This window comes from Kribbella steppae (assembly GCF_004342025.1).
In the GTDB taxonomy this organism is placed as follows: Bacteria; Actinomycetota; Actinomycetes; order Propionibacteriales; family Kribbellaceae; genus Kribbella; species Kribbella steppae.
The window spans coordinates 233569-253126 of sequence record NZ_SLWN01000008.1; the positions used below are offsets into that span (position 1 = coordinate 233569).

Here is a 19558-nt window from a genome sequence, read left to right on the forward strand (position 1 = left end):
ATCGGGGTCGGGGTGCCGGACGGCCTGCCCACGCTCCGGACGGCCCGCCGCACGCGCCGGTGCGGTTGGGATCGGGGTCGGGGTGCCGGACGGCCTGCCCACGCTCCGGACGGCCCGCCGCACGCGCCGGTGCGGTTGGGATCGGGGTCGGGGTGCCGGACGGCCTACCCACGCTCCGGACGGTGCACCCGCCACACTCCGGGCGGCGACGGCTCGACGCCAGACTCCCGGCGGGTGCTGGCTCCGGCCTCCTGCGTCAGGCGCAACTCTCCGCGGCGGCTGTGCTGGGGGCGGCGTGGCTTGGGGTCCATGCAAGCGGCCCCGAACCGGGAGGGTTCGGGGCCGCTGGGAAGGGCTGGGTTAGGGGGTGGGCTTGTTCGGGTCCATGAGGGTGACGATTCGTTCCAGGTCGTCCAGGGAGGCGAACTCGACAGTGATCTTGCCCTTGGTCTTGCCGAGGTCGACCTTGACTCGGGTTTCGAAGCGGTCGGACAGACGGTCGGCCAGGTCGACGAGGCGCGGGGCGACCGGCTTGTTGCGGCGGCGCTGGGCGGGGGTCGCGTCGTCGGAGTTCATGTCGCCCAGGGCGACGATCTCTTCGACGGTGCGGACCGAAAGGCCCTCGGCGACGATGCGCTGGGCGAGGCGTTCGATCGCGTCGCCGCTCGGCAGGCCGAGGAGTGCTCGGGCGTGCCCCGCGGACAGCACGCCGGCGGCGACTCGGCGCTGGACCGAGGCCGGAAGCTTCAGCAGCCGGAGCGTGTTGGAGATCTGCGGACGCGACCGGCCGATGCGAGTCGCGAGGACTTCCTGCGTGCAGCCGAAGTCGTCGAGCATCTGCTGGTAGGCGGCCGCCTCTTCGAGCGGGTTCAGCTGGCTGCGGTGCAGGTTCTCCAGCAGCGCGTCCCGGAGCATCACGTCGTCCGAGGTGTCGCGCACGATGGCCGGGATCGTGGCCAGCCCGGCCTGCTGGGTCGCGCGCCAACGACGCTCGCCCATCACCAGCTCGTACTTGTCCTGCTCCAGCCGCCGTACGACGATCGGCTGCAGCAGGCCGATCTCCTTCACCGAGTGGACCAGCTCGTCCATCGCGTCCTCGTCGAAGACGGTGCGCGGCTGCTTCGGGTTCGGGGTGATCTTGTCGACCTCGATCTCCGCGAACGACGCCCCCGGCACGGCGGCCAACTCAGGACCCGCCTTGATCGGCGGAGCACCGGGAATCGAACTGGACTTGCTTCCGAGTGTCGTCGTGCTACCGGGAGCGGGCGTGCTGGGGATCAGCGCACCAAGTCCGCGTCCGAGTCGGGTGTTCATCGCGCTCCCTCGAGTTCGACAACCTGCTGAAGTTCTTCCAAGTACTGCTTGTGCCGCCAACCACCGACCCTGCTCGTTTCACGTGAAACGCCGCGCCGACACCTGAACAGCACTAGCTGCCTGAGCAACCGTAACTGGTCACGACCGCCACTTCGACGCACGCCCCGTTTCACGTGAAACGTGGTCGGCGGAGTTTCAGGTGGACCTACCAGACACAGACGTCCACGAGGCCTACATGCAACGCGCCGGCCGAGAGGTACTCGGCCGGCGCGCGGTCGGTTCGGGTCAGGCGTTGTTGCGCATGGCAATCTCACGGGAGGCCTCCAAGTAGGAGAGGGCTCCAGCGGATGCCGGGTCGTACGCCAGCACCGTCTGCCCGTGGCTCGGAGCCTCCGAGATCCGGACCGAGCGCGGTACGGCGGTGCGCAGTACGGCGTCCTGGAAGTGACCACGTACCTCGGCTGCGACCTCACCGGCCAGCTTGGTGCGGGCGTCGTACATGGTGAGGAGGATCGTGGAGACGTCGAGGCCGGGGTTCAGGTGCGACTTCACCATGTCGATGTGGCGGAGCAACTGGGACAGACCCTCGAGTGCGTAGTACTCGCTCTGGATCGGGACCAGTACCTCACGGGCCGCGGTCAGCGCGTTCACGGTGAGGAGGCCGAGCGACGGCGGGCAGTCGATGAAGACGTAGTCGTACTTCTCGCCGGCGGCTTCGGTCTCCTCGAGGTGCGCGTCGAGGGATCGCTTCAGCCGGCTCTCGCGGGCCACGATGCTGACCAGTTCGATCTCGGCACCGGCCAGGTCGATGGTGGCCGGGACGACCTGGATGCCGGGGTGCTCGGCGCATGGCTGGAGCAGTTTGCCCAGCGACTCCCCCTCGATGATCGCCTCGTAGACACCCGGGGTGCCTTCCGAGTGGTCGATCCCCAGCGCGGTCGACGCGTTGCCCTGCGGGTCCAGATCGATCACCAGGATCCGGGCGCCGTACAGCGCAAGGCCGGCGGCGACGTTCACGGTCGTCGTCGTCTTCCCGACGCCACCTTTCTGGTTGGCGACCACGAAGACTCGGGTTTCGGCGGGCAGCGGGAACTCCCGGCCCATCGTGCGTCCTTCATTCACCAGCAGGGTCCGTTCGGTGGCGGCGGCGATCGGAGTCTCGAGAAGTCGTCGCTGAAGCTCGTCCGAGGTGGCCCGCGCGGCGATCTGTGCGGCAGTCATAGCGCCCATTCCGATAGGTGCGGGACTTGGCCCGAAGAGGATGTCAGTGGGGGTCGGGGCGGGTCTGCCCCCAGCTTCGTCCACAGGCCTCTGTGGACGAATTCCCGTGTGCGAGGGCAGTTTCGGGGGGTCGTCATCCACAGGTCGTGGAGACTCGTCGAAGTCATGGTCGGCGTCCACGAGCGACGCCGATTCACCCCGATCACCATCATCTCGCGACTGCTCCGTTTCACGTGAAACGGGTGCCGCGTCGGTGGGTGGGGTGAGGTCCAAACCGGTCACCGCAGCCGCCCGAAGAGCAGAGCTGTCCACCGCAGGCCGGTCATCAGGGGCCGAGGTCGCAGCGGTCGACACCGCTGGGGCGGAGGACTCAGAAGCAGAGTGAGCCGACGGCGCGGAGGGCGCGGGGGCCGGTGCGCTGGGTAGGGCGTTGGACGGCGCGGAAGCCGGGGCGCCGGGGGCACGGGTCGCGTCCGGGACCGGTTCGTGGGTGATGGTCGGCGCAGCAGATGAAGCGGCGGCAGGGGCAGCGGCAGGGGCAGTGGGAGGAGTGTCTGTGGACGGGTCGGAGGTGATCAGGCGGATGGCTGTCTGAGGGTCTGATGGCCAGCCGATGCCCTGCGCTGTCTTCGGCTCACCGGTGCTCTTTTCTGGCCATCCGAGGGCACGACTCACCAACCAGCTCACCTCCCGCGTCTTCCGTGCCGGGATCCCCCTGCAGCACGTCCGGCCACAATACTCACGACAGTCGTCGGCTGGGCCAGTTCATCCACACCGAGTTGATGAATGTGCCAAACCTCGGCCCCGAGGGACTCCAGTTCGTGCTCGGATGCGTCCAGTTCCTCCTCAGCGGACGAACCCTTCATCGCCAGCATCAGTCCCCCTTCGGCACACAACGGCAGGCACCACCCGGCCAGTTTGCCCAACGGAGCAACGGCTCGCGAAGTCACCACGTCGTACGACGCACGCGGAAGATCCTCGGCCCGGGAACGGACGACGGTGGCGTTGCCGAGGTCGAGTTGCTCGACCGCCTCCTGGAGGAAGGTGATGCGCCGGAGCAACGGCTCGACGAGCGACACCTGGAGATCTGGACGGACCAGGGCGAGCACGATCCCGGGCAGGCCGGCGCCGGTACCGATGTCGGCAACCGTCGACTCCTCCGGAATCAACCGCTCGAGGACGGCGCAGTTGAGTAGATGCCGATCCCACAGTCGCGGCACCTCGCGCGGGCCGATCAGGCCGCGCACCGTTCCCTCGGTTGCGAGTAGCTCGGCGTACGCCGCAAGCCGGTCCGCCGCCCGCGGAAAGAGCTTCTCCACGAGCGGCGGCGTTTCACGTGAAACGTGTTCGGTCACAAGCCAACCACTCCCGAGCCCAAGGCTCTGTCAGCCGTCGAAGGTACGGCGTCCCAGCATGGCCGACGCAAGACAAGAACGGGCCCGGCCCTCCGTGCGGAGGATTGCCGGACCCGGCCTCGAAGTGGCGTGGCCATACACAGCATGGGTTCAGGACGGCTGAACCACGACGCGGCGGCGGGGCTCCTCGCCCTCGGACTCACTCGTCAGGCCGGCGGCCGCAACGACGTCGTGGACGACCTTCCGCTCGAAGGGCGTCATCGCGTCGAGGCGCACGGGCTCGCCAGTGGCCTTCGCCTCCTCGACGGCCTTGCGACCGACCTCCTCGAGTTCGGCCTTCCGGTTCGCCCGGTAGTTCGACACGTCCAGCATCAGCCGGGACCGCTCGCCGGTCTCCCGGTACACCGCCAGCCGGGTCAGCTCCTGCAGCGCCTCCAGCACCTTGCCGTTCTCACCGACGAGGTTGTTCAGCTCCGCGCCGACGATCGAGACCGCCGCCCGGTCGCCGTCGATGTCCATGTCGATGTCGCCGTCGAGATCGGCGATGTCCAGCAACTCCTCGAGGTAGTCGGCCGCGATGTCGCTCTCCGCCTCGAGTGCCTTCAGACGCTCGTCCGGGGTGCTCGTCTTGACGTCGGACTGCTCCGCCGCCTCGGTGTTCTGCATGCCGTCGGTCACGGCCAACTCCTTCACAATCTCGAGATCCGCCCCACGGGGACCCAGGTGTACAAGCAGGCAGGGTTACCGGCGCAGGCCGGTCAGCGGGAACCGCCGGGCTTCTTCTGCGCAGCCTTCTTCTGCGCGGCTGACTTCGCCGCGGGCTGGCGCTTCGCCGTCGAACCCTTCTTGCCGGCCGGCTGTTTCTTGGCAGCACCGGCCTGAGTCTTCTTGGCCGCTTCCGGCTTGGCGTTCGAGGACGCCTGACCGTTGCTCGCGGCGGGCTGGTCGTCGGCCGGACCCGTGGTCGCGGGCTGCGGACCGCCGCCCTTGCGGTTACTGCGGGACTGTCGCTTCGGCTGCTGCCGCTGCGCCGGACGACGGTCCGTCACGGTGTCCGTGTCACCCTCGGCGCCCGCCAGGCCCTCGTCGGCGGGCCGGCCGGCGCGCAGGTTGTGCTCGCGCTTGCGGGCCTCCATGGCGTCGTACGCCGGGGTGCCGGGAGCCGGGTTGCGGCGGATCACGTAGAACTGCTGTCCCATCGTCCACACGTTCGAGACGAACCAGTAGATGAGGACACCGATCGGGAAGTTGAAGCCACCGATGAGGAAGAAGATCGGGAAGACGTAGAGCATGATCTTCTGCATCTGCGCGGCCTGGCCCTCGAGGGCCTCCTTCGGCATGTTCTTGCGCATCAACTGGAGTTGCGTGATGAACATCGTCGAGGTCATCAGGATGATCAGGACCATCGCGACGATCTTGACGTTCAGGGCGCCTTCACCGCTGGCCCGCAGGAAGGTCTGCGAGATCTCGGCGCCGAAGATCTTGGCGTGCCGCAGCGACTCGACGTGCGGCTCGATGATGCTGCTGTGAGCCTCACCCTTCGAGGCGCCGTCGAGCACCCGGAACAGCGCGAGGAAGACCGGCGACTGGAGCAGCAGCGGAAGGCACGAGGAGAACGGGTTGGTGCCCGTCTCCTTGTACAGCTTCATCATTTCCTGACCGAGCTTCTCCCGGTCGTGGCCGTACTTCTTCTGCAGCTCCTTCATCTTCGGCTGCAGCAGCTGCATGTTCCGGCTGGAGCGGATCTGCCGCACGAACAGCGGGATCAGCAGGGTCCGGATGACGATGGTCAGACCGGCGATCGACAACGCCCAGGCCCAGCCGCCGTTCGGATCCAGCACCAGGCTCAGCAGCCAGTGCCATCCGACGAGCAGGGCCGAGACGGCCCAGTACAGCGGCGTCATGACGGCGTTGAACAGGTCTACGATCCCGTCCCACAACGCGAGCTGGGGGATGGCCAGAAGAGTCACTCAAGCACCTCGCTGCACGGGCCCGGCGTCGGGTGACGGCCCGGGCTGGTTGGCGGAGATCGAGTCTCCGCTCTGGTTGACATCTTTGGGTGGAACGGGGTCGTAGCCGCCGGGGTTCCACGGGTGGCAGCGGACGAGCCTTCTCGCCGCCAGCCAGCAACCGCGCACCGCACCGTGGCGTTCGACCGCCTCCAGGGCGTACGCCGAACAACTCGGGTAGAACCTGCACACCTGCCCGTACATCGGGCTGACGAAGGTCCGGTAGAGCTTCAGGAAACCGATGATCCCGCTCTTCACGGGATTGATCCTCATCGTGGCCCCAGCAGCCGGCTCAGCGCGCCGTCCACATCCGCGACCAATTCGTCGTACGACGCCGAAGCGGACGACGGCAGGGCTCGGACGACGGTCAGGCTGCCAGCCGGCAGATCAGGGAGCCGCGTGGCCATCACGGCACGCAGACGGCGGTGGACCCGGTTCCGCAGAACCGCGTTGCCCACCGCCTTGTTCACCACGAATCCAATACGAGCGGGCTCGGCCATGGCCTCGTCCCGCCGGAACAGATGGACCACCACCGCGCGCCTGCCTGCCCGCCGTCCGGATCGGACAGCGCGCCGGAAGTCGTCGGACCGGCGCAACCGGTTCGACGCAGGTAACACGGGGTGGTCACCGTCGAGGAGGACGCTCAGGCCGCGAGGCGCTGGCGACCCTTGCCACGGCGGGCGGCGATGATCGCGCGACCCGCACGGGTACGCATCCGAAGACGGAAGCCGTGCTTCTTGTGCCGACGACGGTTGTTCGGCTGGAACGTCCGCTTGCTCACTGGAATGACTCCGGTTACTCGAGATCACAATTGTCGACAAATCCACTGATAGATCTGCCGCTGGTGTAGTCCTGCACACCACTCAAGAACCGATTGTGGTCCCGCAGGGAGCGCAGCACGAAAGGGCCGGCTCAACACCGACTGATCCACGGTACGTGGCCGCCTGTGGACAGGTCAAACCAGTCATCCCCAGGGTTTTCCACAGGCTTGTGGACAGAATAGTCGTCCCACGATCGGTCAGGTGGTCGTCACCGTCGGCTCTCTCAACATGACTACGCTCCGGCGTCTACCCGACACGCCGCAGGTTGCCCCCAATTTTGGGTTCATAGCCTGTGGATGACGGCTTGAAGCAGCGTGGGCGGACTTGTTAGCGTCAGCCCCTCACACCAGAGGTCCCACATCCCGCAAACGGTAACCAACCTGCTCCACCCGTCGTTCACAACTGTGGACAACCGTGTGGACAGTACGGCGACCGACTGCGGACAAGTGCAGCCGCGCCGGACAACCGGCCAAGGAAACGGCCGCACGGTGTCGGGTCTAACGGTCGCGCCGCCCGGGTCACCGGAAACGCGCCGGCCACCGCAGCGATGGAATTCGGGGAGCACGCGTGGTCGAGGACCATTCCGCCAGTGCGGAATTCACAGGAGCTGAGCTCACAGGCGACGGCGCAGCGGAATTCAGGCCGGGGGTCACCCCGGAGCCAGGTCCGGTGCCACGGGCCGAACCCGTCGCCGATCCAACCCCATCACGTCCGAACCTCCCAGCACAGGAGGACCTCGGCTACCCGGCGCCCCGTCTCGACGGGTACCGCTCTGACGGCTATCGCTCCGATCTCGAGCGCGCGGCCACGGGTCTCCCTGGCGCGACGCCCGAGCCGGCCGCGGGTACGCCGTACTTCGGTGCCGCACCGGCGGTCGCCGACAACCTGAGGTACGCCGACGTACAGAACGACAAGTACTCGGTCGACCTCCCTAGGGCAGAGCGCTTCGGCGCTGCGCCGGACCGTCGTCCCGCGAGCGAGAGCGCAGCCGGCTTCGGCAGCGACCGGCAACCCACCTTTGGTGGCGAGCAGCACCAGGCACCTCAATACAACGTTGGCGACCACCAGGCCGCCGGGTACGGCGGCGACCAGCCGGCGGCTCAGTACAGCGGCGCCCCCCAGCCTCCTCAGCACGGCGGTGAGCGCCAGGCGCCGGGGTTCGCGAGTGGGGAACCGGCCGGAGCGGTGCGGAATGAGGGTGATGAGCGTGTGGACAACAGGAGCACTACGGACCAACAGGTGGAAGCGGCCGGACCGGTGATGGATCTCGGTGACGCCTGGACCCGCGTGCTCGCGGGCCTCCCGCCGAACCAACGCGCCTGGCTGACCAACTCGCGGCCGGTCACGCTGCACGAGAGCACCGCCATCGTCGCGGTGCCCGACGACTTCACCCGCGGTCAGCTCGAGACCCGGCTCCGCCCGGACCTCGAACGGATACTGACCGAGAGCTTCGGCCGTGACATCCGGATCGCAGTGACCGTCGACCCGTCGCTCGACCCCGAGCTGCGCGAACAGCAGTCCCAGCAGCAAGCACCGCAGCAGCCGCTTCAACAGTCGCAGCCGCAGCCCGTCGTCCGCGAGCCGCTGCGGACCGACGGCGCGTACCAGCCGACGATCCAGTCCGCGCTGACCGAGCCCGACGCCGGGCAGCAGTACGGTCAGCCCGCCCCGCAGCGCCAGGAGCCAACCCAACACTTCGACCAGCAGACCGGTCACGCGCCTCAGCTCGGTGCACCTCAGCGGCCGTTCGGCCACCCACTCGGCTCGGTCGCACCGCCGCCGAACGGATCGGTCCCGACCCAACCGGCTACCGAAGCACAGGGTGAGGCCCGGCTGAATCCGAAGTACACCTTCGAGACCTTCGTCATCGGCAGCTCGAACCGCTTCGCCCACGCCGCCGCGGTCGCGGTCGCCGAGGCGCCGGGCAAGGCCTACAACCCGCAGCTGATCTACGGCGACTCCGGTCTGGGCAAGACCCACCTGCTGCACGCGATCGGGCACTACGTCCGCAGTCTCTACACCGGGGCCCGGGTTCGGTACGTCTCCAGCGAAGAGTTCACCAACGACTTCATCAACGCGATCCGCGACGACAAGGCGTCCCAGTTCCAGCGCCGGTACCGCGATGTCGACGTCCTGCTGATCGACGACATCCAGTTCCTCGAGGGCAAGATCCAGACCCAGGAGGAGTTCTTCCACACCTTCAACACGCTGCACAACGCGAACAAGCAGATCGTGATCAGCTCCGACCGGGCGCCGAAACGCCTGGAGGCGCTGGAGGACCGGCTGCGGAACCGGTTCGAGTGGGGTCTCATCACCGACATCCAGCCGCCCGACCTGGAGACCCGGATCGCGATCCTGCGGAAGAAGGCGGCCACCGAGCGGCTGACCGCGCCGCCGGAGGTGCTGGAGTTCATTGCCAGCAAGGTGCAGACGAACATCCGTGAGCTCGAGGGCGCACTGATCCGGGTCACCGCGTTCGCCAGCCTGAACCGGCAGCCGGTCGACCTGAGCCTGGCCGAGATCGTGCTGAAGGACCTGATCCCGGAAGGCAGCAAGCCCGAGGTGACGGCGAGCATGATCATGGGCCAGACCGCCTCGTACTTCGGTCTGTCGATCGACGACCTGTGTGGTTCCAGCCGGAGCCGCGTACTGGTGACCGCCCGGCAGATCGCCATGTACCTGTGCCGCGAGCTGACCGATCTGTCGCTGCCGAAGATCGGCCAGCAGTTCGGCGGCCGCGACCACACCACCGTGATGCACGCCGAGCGGAAGATCCGTCAGCTCATGTCGGAGCGGCGCAGCGTGTTCAACCAGGTGACCGAACTGACCAACCGGATCAAGCACCAGGCCAAGCAGCAATGAGCCTCGCGGTCGTGGATCGCGTCGAAGTGCTTTGTACTCCGAGCGCTACGACGCGGTCACACGAACCACACAGGCTGGGGATACGTCTGTGGATAACTGTGGGTATTGCGGTGGACACATCGGTGTGTGCTGTGGATTCGCTGTGGGGACAGAATCCGTCATCACCAGGCGTCCCAAGCCCAAGCGAGATTCGTCCACACACCGTCCCCAGGCCGAAATGGCACCTGACCTGCGAAGTCGTCGCTTTTCCACAGTATCCACCGGTGCTAAGAACCCTATGGAATCTGTAGAGAGTTCCCAGTCCACAAAACGATCGAGCGGCCCAACCTGGGGAAAACCCCACTCTCGCGCCGGCTGGCAGGACCTGTCAGGCTGTCCTCAGAGCACGAGACGCAGACACCAGGAACGACGCCGACGCGACCCGCCCGAAGCGCCACGTCACGCCCGGTTGGCGCACATCACACTTGTCCGTGGCAGGATCTGCCTGGCACACAGCCGAATCAGGAGGCACCCAGCGGTGAAGTTTCGCGTCGAGCGCGACGTACTGGCCGAGTCGGTGGCCTGGGCCGCGCGCAGTTTGCCCAGTCGTCCCAGCGTCCCGATCCTTGCCGGCCTTCTGGTCGAGGCCGAGGACGGGCAGATCACCCTGTCCGGCTTCGACTACGAGACCTCGGTCCGGGTCACCGTGCCCGCGCAGGTGGCCGACAGCGGTAAGTGCCTGATCTCTGGCCGGCTCGTCGCCGACATCTCGAAGAGTCTTCCGAACCAGCCCGTGGACATCGCCGTGGACGGCGCGAAGGCGCAACTGACCTGCGGCAGTTCGCGGTTCACGCTCCAAACGCTTCCCACAGAGGAATATCCGGCTCTGCCGGAGCTTCCGGCCGCGAGCGGGACCGTGAAGGCTGACGTTTTCGCCCAGGCAGTCGCCCAGGTGGTGACCGCGGCTGGTCGCGAGGACACCCTGCCGGTGCTGACCGGCGTCCGGGTCGAGATCGAGGGATCCACGATCTCGCTGCTCGCCACCGACCGCTACCGGCTGGCGATCCGTGAACTCGAGTGGAACCCGCAGTCCCCCGACGCGTCCGCGGCGGCTCTGGTGCCGGCCCGGGTGCTGTCCGAGACCGCGAAGGCGATGACCGGGTCGGACGTGATCGTCTCGCTGGCCGCGCCGGGTACCGGCGACGGCATCGTCGGCTTCGAGGGCGAGGTGTCCGGTGGCAACCGGCGCGCCACCACCCGGCTGCTGGACGGCGAGTTCCCGAAGGTGCGCGGCATCATCCCGACCGACTCGGCGATCGCGACAAGGGTGCGGATCGACACCGCGACGCTGGTCGAGGCGGTGAAGCGGGTCGCCCTGGTCGCGGAGCGGAACGCGCCGGTGCGGTTGACCTTCAGCGAGGACGGCGTGACCCTCGACGCCGGCAGCGGTGACGAGGCGCAAGCATCCGAGTCGATCGAGGCCCGGGTCTTGGGTGATCCGGTTACTGTCGGCTTCAACCCGACGTACCTGCTCGACGGGCTGAACGCGATCGGTACGCCGGTCGCGCACCTGGCCTTCACGCAGGCGACGAAGCCGGCCGAGCTGACCGGTGTGCGGGACTTCGACGGCGACCCGATCAGCGAGTTCCGGTACGTGCTGATGCCGGTCCGCCTGAACAGCTGAAAGCCAACAGAACAAGGGGATTTCACGATGGAGCTCGGCCTTGTCGGTCTCGGCAAGATGGGCGGCAACATGCGCCAGCGGATCCGCAACGCCGGCCATACCGTGGTCGGGTTCGATCACAACCCGGACATCTCCGACGCCAAGGACCTGGCCGACATGGTCGGCAAGCTCACCGCCTCCGACCAGCCGAAGGTCGTCTGGGTGATGGTGCCGGTGCAGGCCATCGATCCGGTCATCACCGAGCTGGCCGAGTTGCTCTCCCCCGGCGACATCGTGATCGACGGCGGCAACAGCCGCTGGACCGATGACACCCGTCGCGGTGCACAGCTCGCCGAGAAGGACATCAAGTTCGTCGACTGCGGTGTCTCCGGCGGTGTCTGGGGTCTCGAGAACGGCTACGCGCTGATGTGCGGCGGCGACAACGACACGATCGCGACGCTGATGCCGATCTTCACCGCGCTCAAGCCCGAGGGTGACTTCGGGTTCGTGCACGCCGGCAAGGTCGGCGCCGGGCACTTCAGCAAGATGGTTCACAACGGCATCGAGTACGCGATCATGCAGGCGTACGCCGAGGGTTTCGAGCTGCTCGAGGCCGCGGACATCGTGGACAACGTGCCGGAGACGTTCGAGTCCTGGCGCGAGGGCACCGTGATCCGGTCCTGGCTGCTGGACCTGATGGTGAACGCCCTCCAGGAAGACACCCACCTGGACAAGATCCGCGGGTACGCCGAGGACTCCGGCGAGGGCCGGTGGACCGTCGAGGCCGCGATCGACCACGCCGTACCGGTGCCGGCCATCGCCGCGTCGCTGTTCGCCCGGTTCGCGTCCCGGCAGGAGGACTCGCCGGCGATGAAGGCGATCGCCGCGATGCGCAACCAGTTCGGCGGGCACGCGGTGAAGGGTGCCGAGGACCCGTCGTACGCCACACCGCCGATCAAGCACTGAGGTGTATGTCACCGCCCTGGGTCTGGTCGACTTCCGGTCCTACCCACAGGCGGAGGTCCAGCTCACCCCGGGCGTGACGGCCTTCGTCGGACCGAACGGCCACGGCAAGACCAACCTGGTCGAGGCGATCCACTACACCGCGACCCTCGGTTCGCACCGGGTGGCGAACGACGCACCGCTGGTGCGAGCCGGTGCCAGCAGAGCGATCGTGCGCACGGAGATCCGTAGCCAGTACGACCGGGACGTGGTCGTCGAGCTGGAAATCAATCCTGGGAAGGCAAATCGGGCCCGGGTGAACCGATCGCCGGTGCCGCGGCCGCGGGAAGTGCTCGGACTGCTCCGCACGGTGCTGTTCGCCCCCGAGGACCTCGCCCTGGTGAAGGGCGATCCGTCCGAACGGCGCCGGTTCCTGGACGAGTTGCTCACCCTCCGGTCGCCGCGGATGGCCGGCGTACGGCAGGACTACGACCGGGTGCTCAAGCAGCGGAACTCGTTGCTGCGCAGCGCGTCGATGGCCCGTCGGCAGAACCGTTCGAGCGCGGCCGAGGGCCAACTGCGCACGTTGGAGGTGTGGAACTCGCACCTCGCCCGGGCCGGGTCCGAACTCCTCGCGACCAGGCTCGAGTTGCTGGAATCCCTTCGCCCGTTGGTTTCCAGCTCGTACGACGCTGTTGCCCGAGGCAAGGGTGATGCGCGGCTGGAGTACAAGTCGTCGATCGCCCTCGAGCCCGGCGTGGTGTCGAGGGACCAGCTGTCCGAGGTGATCCTGAACGCGGTGCAGGAGAAGCGGCAGGACGAGCTGGAGCGCGGGGTGTCGCTGGTCGGTCCGCACCGCGACGACGTCGTACTCGGGCTCGGGGACTTGCCTGCGAAGGGGTATGCGAGTCACGGTGAGTCGTGGTCGTTCGCGCTCGCGCTGCGGCTGGCGTCGTACGAACTGCTCAGAGCGGATGGGGGTGAGCCGGTGCTGATCCTGGACGACGTGTTCGCGGAGCTGGACTCCCAGCGCCGCAACCGGCTGGCCGAGCTGGTCGCTCCGGCCGAGCAGGTGCTGGTGACCGCGGCGGTGGGCGCTGACGTGCCCGCTGAACTCAGTGGAGCGCGCTTCGACGTCGGCGATGGGGCCGTCACCCGTGCCTGAACCCCGGAATTCCTCTGAGAGCGGCTTCGAGAGCGAGGCGGCTCCGGATCGTCCGGGTGAACCTGAGCACGACAAGCAAGGGCTGGACCTGGCGAAATCCCTCGCCGGACGGCTGAAGGGCATGAGCCCGGTCAAGCCGGTCAAGCGACGCAAGCGGCCGCGGATCGACGGCGCGCAGATCAGCAGCGCCCGCCCGGACGACCGGGATCCGCAGAAGCTGACCAACACCCTCGGCCGGCTGATGCGCGACCAGGGCTGGGAGGTCGACGTCGCCGTACACGGCGTGATGGCCCGCTGGCCGTCGATCGTCGGCCCGGAGATGGCCGAGCACTGCAAGCCGGAGAGCTACCAGGACACCGAGCTCACTGTCCGCACCGACTCCACCGCCTGGGCCACGCAGCTCAAGATGCTCGCCCCGGACCTGGTCCGACGCCTCAACGCGGAACTCGGCGACGGCACCGTCACCCGGGTCAACGTGCAAGGCCCGCACGCCCCCAGTTGGCGCAAGGGCCCGCGCACGGTCCGCGGCGGCCGTGGCCCCCGCGACACCTACGGCTGACCAACTCGGCCACGTGGTGAGAGCGAATTGCGAGAGCGACCCGACGCTCCCCTAGGATCGGGCGCGATGCGCACGATCGTCGATGGCTTCCGTGAGATGGTCCACCTGATCGGAGACTCCTTCCGGCTCTGGTGGCGCAACCTGCTGCCCATGACGACCTGGTTCCTGGCCGGGTACGTCGGCTTCAAACTGAGCATGAGCAGCGCGATCTGGCTGGCCGAGCACTCGCACTCCAGCATCGGCGTCGGCGTGTTCGCCACCGGCGTACTGATGCAGATCGCCGCGTACGTCGGGATGATCCGGGCCTGTGCGACGTCGCTGTACCGCTGGCGGGACGCGGCGAGCAACAAGGCGGAGGAGACCTCGGACCCGACCCAGCAGGGCCTGATGGAACTGCTGGCCGTCACCCTGCTGCCGCTGGTCGCGGTGTGGTCGGCCTGGGGGTACCTCGAAGGTCAGGTGTCGCAGCTCACCGTCAGCAACCTGGTGCAGCGCGGCCTGCAGCCAGGCTCCGGGTTCTTCGACCTCGGCGGCGGCGCCTGGCACAAGTACCTGCCGGCGATCGTCATCCTGCTGGTGCTGCGCCGGGTGATCGAGGCGATCGACGACCGCTGGCCGAGCCGGCCGGCCAAGTTCGCCCAGGTCTGGGCCGAGGCGTTCTTCCTGCTGATCACCGTCGTCGTCACGCCGTTCGCGATCGACGACGCCAAGGACTGGTTCCAGGAGCGCAGCTTCTGGTACTGGTCGGTCGACTGGTGGAGCGGCCTGAAGGACTTCTTCGCCGGTATCCACATCCCGATCCCGGCCGGTCTCGAGTTCCTCTGGGGCTTCTTCTGGGAGACCCTCTGGCCGCTGTTCAAGCTCGGCGTCGCCGAGCCGCTGACCTGGCTGGCGATCACCACCGTGGTGTTCGGCCACCGGGTGCTGTCCGGCGGCGGCGTCGTCCGGGGCACCCGGCTGGAGCGCCGGTTCGGCGGTCAGGTCGAGATCGAGGCGCCGAAGAACCGGATCGCCGCGCTCACCAACCAGGCGCCGAACCTGGTGCTCGGCGGGCTGCGGGAGAAGTTCTACCCGACGCTGAACGCGTTCCGGCTGCTGGTGCGGGTCGGGCCGGTGTTCCTGGGCGTGGTGTGCATGGTCTACACGTTCTGGCTGCTCGGGTCCGACTGGGCGTTCGTCGGGATCCAGCGGCTGATCGGCATCCACGGCGAACGCTGGGGGCTGATGAACCACGAGATCGCGGCGCTGATCCGGGACGTGATCTTCGAGTCGCTGCGGATCGCGATCCTGGCGGCCGCCTTCGACCTCTGCATCTCCGTCAGCAGCGAGCGCAGGGCCGAGGCCGCCGCGGCCGAAGCCGAGGCCAAGAAGGCGGAAGCAACAACTCCCGCCTGAGTTTCAGCGGCGGGCGGATCAGGGAGTGATCAGGACCCGGCGGAAGCCCTCGCGGGTCTCGATGCTGACACCGATGACGTGCGGTACGGCTGAGACCGGGACGACGTAGATCTGTGCGACCTGGGCAGGCTTGTCGATCTCGAACTTGACCTTCTCGTCACTGAAACAGCTGGTCGGCAGTTCCCAGTCGGAGGTGCTGGTCGCCGGTGCCCAGACGTTTCCGCGGTCGTCTCGCAGGTTCGCGCTGCAGCTGAAGCCGCCGTCCTTGAGGTAGAGGCCCGGCCGCGGGGTCGCCGTCAGCTTGGCGATCATCAGGATGCTGCCGGCCGGCGCGTTCATCCCGCCGATCTCCTCCTGCTCGTCGTCGACGATCCGCGTGTACGGCTGCAGCGAGTCCAGCTTCCACTCGACGTCGCCGATCGTCACCGGGCCGCCGTTGTCGACCCTCTCGTTGACATTGCCCTGGTTCCAGACCTGCTCCTCGTCGCCGAGGTAGACGCTGGTCAGCAGGTACGCGCTGGTGGCGATCAGTGCCAGCAGCAACGAGATCTGGGCGGCCAGCCGGGCCGCGCGGTTCAGGCCCCTCATGACGACGCCACCCGAACCACCGGGTTCTGCAGCACGTACTGCGCCTCGGCGCCGTCGACGAGCTGCTGTGCGATGTCTTCGCTCGGGATGCCGAGGTCGACTTCGACGTACGAGTTCAGCACGTTGTAGAACATGCTCGGCCGGAGTTGCAGTGTGAGCCCCTTCAGGTCGGTCGGGTTCACCTCGAAGACGACGGCGCCGGTCTTGGCGAAGCCCGCCTCGGGGAAGTCGATACCGGAGTCGGTCAGTCCGCCGATCGGCTCGTACACGGTGCCGCCGTCGGCGACCAGTTTGGCGCCGGTGTTGCTCGGCTTCTGGATGCCTCGGACGGTGTCCCATTCGAGGGCGACGTACACGCCGTTGGTCTCGATCGGCTTGTCGTCGTCGCTGCCGGACTCCTCGAGCACGCCCTTGGCGAACTTCATCCGGGTGATGGTCACCGTCGAGTCGCCGTACTTGAGCGCCTCGCCGATGGTGCCGTGCACGACCTCCAGGTTCTGTTCCTCGAACACCTGCTCCGGTGTGGCGAGCCGGGTCAGGCCGCCGAGCAGGACGAAGAGGACGCCGACGAGGATCGTCGCAGGACGATAGAGCTTCACTTGTCGTCCTCCTCCGTGACGTCGACGACCGCGGGCTTCAGCTGTACGACGGCATCCGGGCGCTCGTTGTGCCAGTACGGATCCTCGTCCGCACCGAGCAGGCCGTTGTCGGACTCGTAGCGCTCACCTTGGACGCCGATCTCGACCAGGTCGGAGGTGAAGTCGGCCGGCACCTTGAACGTGGTGTAACAGTTCTCCGGCGGAAGCCCGTAGACGATGACCCAGTTCAGCTCCCCGCGGCAGTTGGCGCCGTTGGAGTCGACGTAGTCCTGGCCGCCGCCCGGTACGAAGACCAGCAGTTTGCCTTGCAGGGAGTCGCTGGTCTGCTCTTCGCTGTCGATGTTCTTGAGATCGAAGTAGACCCGCAGTTCGGCCTCGGCCTCGCGGTACTCCGACTTCTTCCGGACCCTGATCTCGGCCTTGGTGAAGTTGTACTCCCACTTGCCGGACTCGACGGTCGCGGGCGCGGTCAGCGTCGGAACCGACCGGCCGACCTTCTCCTTCCAGCCGCCGGTGGCCAGGATCACCAGGGCGAGCACGACGACGAGGGCGATCGCGATCAGCCATTTGCGCCGGTGCCGGTGAATCACCCGGTCGGCGATCATGGCGTCGATGACGTCGTCGAGACTTTCCACGGCAGCGATCCTAAGGGTCCGTGGGTGCGCGACGGCCACCTGTCGGCCCGCATCGTGAGTGGTCTGGACCGGTCGGCCGGGTCTCGGTGCTCAGACCGTCGGTCGCGAGATCCTCGGAGGCCGCTGAGCGCCCGTGAGCGCTTTCTGGCCCCCCACCCGCGAGAGGGGACATGGCGACGAGGGAGAAAAGACGCCCTGTCCACAGTTTCAGCCGCCTGGTGGCCGGTTCTACTTCAGTCGACAGGTAAGATGGACGGTGTAGGACGAGCCGCACCTCTATCAATACTGTAGGGGGCGGCTTCCACTGTGCCGCGATGCCTCGTTAACGCGAGGTCCGAGGAGGACAACAGCCGGTGACCGACGAGCCGACCGAGATCGACGCCAACCAGTCCGCCGACCCCATCGGCACCGTCGCAGAAGACGTTGAGATGCCCTCCAACACCGTGGAGCGGGAGTACGACGCGAGCGCGATCCAGGTCCTCGAGGGCCTCGACGCGGTCCGGAAACGGCCGGGTATGTACATCGGGTCGACCGGTGAGCGTGGCCTGCACCACCTGGTCACCGAGGTGGTCGACAACGCGGTGGACGAGGCGATGGCCGGGGTGTGTGACCGGATCGTCGTCACCATGATGCAGGACGGCGGCATCCGGGTCGAAGACAACGGCCGCGGTATCCCGGTCGGCATCGTCGAGTCCGAGGGCAAGCCGGCCGTCACCGTCGTACTGACCGTGCTGCACGCCGGCGGCAAGTTCGGCGGCGGTGGGTACAAGGTGTCCGGCGGTCTGCACGGTGTCGGTGTGTCCGTGGTGAACGCGCTGTCCACCCGGCTGAAGGTCGACGTCAAGCAGAACGGCAAGGAGTACACCCAGTCCTTCAGCATGGGTGTCCCGGACGAGGAGCTGGCCGAGGTCGGCCCGTCCGACGAGCACGGTACGACGATCACCTTCTGGGCGAACCCGGACATCTTCGAGACCACGACGTACTCGTACGAGACGCTGTCCACCCGGTTCCGCGAGATGGCGTTCCTGAACAAGGGCCTGGAGATCGTCATCCGGGACGAGCGGCCGGACCACACCGAGGACGGCAACCCGGTCGAGCAGTCGTTCAAGTACGACAACGGCCTGGTCGACTACGTGAAGTACCTGACCGGCATCCGCGAGACCGTGCACCGCGACGTGATCTCGTTCGAGGCGGCGCAGGGCGAGAACCCGATGAGCCTCGAGGTCGCGCTGCAGTGGAGCGGCTCGTTCCAGGAGTCGGTGCACACCTTCGCGAACGCGATCAACACCCACGAGGGTGGCACCCACGAGGAAGGCTTCCGGGCCGCACTCACCTCGCTGGTCAACTCCTTCGGCGAGGACCAGGGCATGATCAAGAAGAAGGAGGACAGGCTCACCGGTGACGACATCCGGGAGGGCCTGACCGCGATCATCTCGGTCAAGCTGGCCGAGCCGCAGTTCGAGGGCCAGACCAAGACCAAGCTCGGCAACACCGAGGTCAAGGGATTCGTCCAGCGCCTGGTGAACGACAGGTTGGGCGCCTGGTTCGAGCAGAACCCGGCCGAGGGCCGCGAGATCATCCGCAAGGCGACCGCCGCGGCGAGCGCCCGGATCGCGGCCCGCAAGGCCCGCGACCTGGCCCGAAACCGCAAGGGCCTGCTGGGTGGCGGCGGCCTGCCGGGCAAGTTGTCCGACTGCCAGTCGACCAACCCGGAGGAGTGCGAGGTCTACATCGTCGAGGGTGACTCGGCGGGTGGCTCCGCGAAGGGCGGCCGGGACCCGAAGTTCCAGGCCATCCTGCCGATCCGCGGCAAGATCCTGAACGTCGAGAAGGCCCGGATCGACAAGGTCCTGCAGAACAACGAGGTCCAGGCGATCATCTCCGCCCTCGGCACCGGGATCCACGAGGACTTCGACGAGGAGAAGCTCCGGTACCACAAGATCGTGCTGATGGCAGACGCCGACGTCGACGGCCAGCACATCCGGACCCTGCTGCTCACGCTGCTGTTCCGGTTCATGCGGCCGCTGATCGAGCGCGGGCATGTGTACGCGGCCCAACCGCCGCTGTACAAGATCCGCTGGAGCAACGCGACGCACGAGCTCGCCTACACCGAGCGGGAGAAGGACGGTCTGGTCGGGGCCGGCGCCGAGGCCGGCAAGAAGTTGCCGAAGGAGAACGCGATCCAGCGGTACAAGGGTCTGGGTGAGATGAACGCCCAGGAGCTGTGGGAGACGACGATGGACCCGGCCAACCGGGTCCTGCTGCAGATCACCCTGGACGATGCGGTCCGCGCCGACGAGACGTTCCAGACCCTGATGGGCGACGACATCGAGGCCCGCCGGAACTTCATCCAGCGCAACGCCAAGGACGTCCGTTTCCTCGATATCTGACGGATCCGCGGCCCGCTCCCGGGCCGTGCTCCGCCCGCCTCACTTGACCGACGTACTGATT

17 protein-coding genes and 1 pseudogene are annotated in these 19558 nt (G+C 67.4%); 7 read left to right on the top strand and 11 right to left on the bottom strand.

Features of this window, described 5'->3' with window-relative positions; all coding sequences use genetic code 11:
- Positions 1 to 360: 360 nt before the first annotated feature.
- The 8 genes and pseudogenes from EV652_RS24410 to rpmH all read right to left on the bottom strand — a co-directional run bounded on the left by EV652_RS24410 (position 361) and on the right by rpmH (position 6680).
- Complete coding sequence (locus EV652_RS24410; RefSeq protein ID WP_132211535.1) at positions 361 to 1314, bottom strand: ParB/RepB/Spo0J family partition protein; 954 nt, start codon at positions 1312 to 1314, stop codon at positions 361 to 363.
- Positions 1315 to 1599: 285 nt separating this feature from the next.
- Positions 1600 to 2535, bottom strand: a complete 936-nt coding sequence (locus tag EV652_RS24415) for a ParA family protein (protein ID WP_199238374.1) — start codon at positions 2533 to 2535, stop codon at positions 1600 to 1602.
- A gap of 683 nt (positions 2536 to 3218) precedes the next feature.
- Positions 3219 to 3890: a 16S rRNA (guanine(527)-N(7))-methyltransferase RsmG gene (gene rsmG, locus EV652_RS24420; protein ID WP_242001965.1), complete on the bottom strand. Its 672-nt coding sequence runs from the start codon at positions 3888 to 3890 to the stop codon at positions 3219 to 3221.
- 150 nt (positions 3891 to 4040) lie between these two features.
- Positions 4041 to 4568, bottom strand: coding sequence for a Jag family protein (locus EV652_RS24425; protein ID WP_199238375.1), 528 nt, complete (start codon positions 4566 to 4568; stop codon positions 4041 to 4043).
- 308 nt (positions 4569 to 4876) lie between these two features.
- Positions 4877 to 5851, bottom strand: a pseudogene (gene yidC / locus EV652_RS24430) (membrane protein insertase YidC); the annotation flags it as partial.
- 9 nt (positions 5852 to 5860) lie between these two features.
- Positions 5861 to 6157: a membrane protein insertion efficiency factor YidD gene (gene yidD / locus EV652_RS24435; RefSeq protein ID WP_242001966.1), complete on the bottom strand. Its 297-nt coding sequence runs from the start codon at positions 6155 to 6157 to the stop codon at positions 5861 to 5863.
- A gap of 11 nt (positions 6158 to 6168) precedes the next feature.
- Positions 6169 to 6516 carry a ribonuclease P protein component gene (rnpA, locus tag EV652_RS24440; RefSeq protein ID WP_132211538.1) on the bottom strand — a complete coding sequence of 116 codons (348 nt, stop codon included), beginning with the start codon at positions 6514 to 6516 and terminating at the stop codon, positions 6169 to 6171.
- Positions 6517 to 6542: 26 nt separating this feature from the next.
- The gene (gene rpmH, locus EV652_RS24445; protein WP_130386492.1) at positions 6543 to 6680 is read right to left on the bottom strand and encodes a 50S ribosomal protein L34; all 138 of its coding nucleotides are present in this window, start codon (positions 6678 to 6680) and stop codon (positions 6543 to 6545) included.
- Positions 6681 to 7980: 1300 nt separating this feature from the next.
- On the opposite strand from rpmH, the gene dnaA reads away from it, so the two are divergent.
- The 6 genes from dnaA to EV652_RS24475 all read left to right on the top strand — a co-directional run bounded on the left by dnaA (position 7981) and on the right by EV652_RS24475 (position 15285).
- Positions 7981 to 9582 carry a chromosomal replication initiator protein DnaA gene (gene dnaA, locus EV652_RS24450; protein ID WP_132211774.1) on the top strand — a complete coding sequence of 534 codons (1602 nt, stop codon included), beginning with the start codon at positions 7981 to 7983 and terminating at the stop codon, positions 9580 to 9582.
- 517 nt (positions 9583 to 10099) lie between these two features.
- On the top strand, positions 10100 to 11245 hold the full coding sequence (gene dnaN / locus EV652_RS24455; RefSeq protein ID WP_132211539.1) for a DNA polymerase III subunit beta: 1146 nt from the start codon (positions 10100 to 10102) through the stop codon (positions 11243 to 11245).
- Positions 11246 to 11272: 27 nt separating this feature from the next.
- Positions 11273 to 12190, top strand: a complete 918-nt coding sequence (gnd, locus tag EV652_RS24460; RefSeq protein WP_132211540.1) for a phosphogluconate dehydrogenase (NAD(+)-dependent, decarboxylating) — start codon at positions 11273 to 11275, stop codon at positions 12188 to 12190.
- Between the two features lies 1 nt (position 12191).
- The gene (gene recF, locus EV652_RS24465) at positions 12192 to 13331 is read left to right on the top strand and encodes a DNA replication/repair protein RecF (RefSeq protein ID WP_132211541.1); all 1140 of its coding nucleotides are present in this window, start codon (positions 12192 to 12194) and stop codon (positions 13329 to 13331) included.
- Positions 13324 to 13890: a DciA family protein gene (locus EV652_RS24470; protein WP_132211542.1), complete on the top strand. Its 567-nt coding sequence runs from the start codon at positions 13324 to 13326 to the stop codon at positions 13888 to 13890. Before recF ends, EV652_RS24470 begins: the two co-directional genes overlap by 8 nt.
- Positions 13891 to 13956: 66 nt before the next feature.
- Positions 13957 to 15285, top strand: coding sequence for a hypothetical protein (locus tag EV652_RS24475; protein ID WP_132211543.1), 1329 nt, complete (start codon positions 13957 to 13959; stop codon positions 15283 to 15285).
- An 18-nt stretch (positions 15286 to 15303) separates the two neighbouring features.
- On the opposite strand, the gene EV652_RS24480 is transcribed toward EV652_RS24475, so the two are convergent.
- From EV652_RS24480 to EV652_RS24490, 3 genes are read right to left on the bottom strand one after another with little or no spacing between them, the layout of a single operon-like run.
- Positions 15304 to 15873 carry a hypothetical protein gene (locus EV652_RS24480; protein ID WP_132211544.1) on the bottom strand — a complete coding sequence of 190 codons (570 nt, stop codon included), beginning with the start codon at positions 15871 to 15873 and terminating at the stop codon, positions 15304 to 15306.
- Positions 15870 to 16472, bottom strand: a complete 603-nt coding sequence (locus EV652_RS24485) for a hypothetical protein (protein WP_132211545.1) — start codon at positions 16470 to 16472, stop codon at positions 15870 to 15872. Before EV652_RS24485 ends, EV652_RS24480 begins: the two co-directional genes overlap by 4 nt.
- The gene (locus EV652_RS24490) at positions 16469 to 17107 is read right to left on the bottom strand and encodes a hypothetical protein (RefSeq protein ID WP_132211546.1); all 639 of its coding nucleotides are present in this window, start codon (positions 17105 to 17107) and stop codon (positions 16469 to 16471) included. Before EV652_RS24490 ends, EV652_RS24485 begins: the two co-directional genes overlap by 4 nt.
- 353 nt (positions 17108 to 17460) lie before the next feature.
- Between EV652_RS24490 and gyrB the strand changes: the two genes are divergently transcribed.
- A complete protein-coding gene (gyrB, locus tag EV652_RS24495; RefSeq protein WP_439649079.1) occupies positions 17461 to 19497 on the top strand; it encodes a DNA topoisomerase (ATP-hydrolyzing) subunit B in 2037 nt (678 codons plus the stop codon).
- The last annotated feature ends 61 nt before the right edge of the window (positions 19498 to 19558 follow it).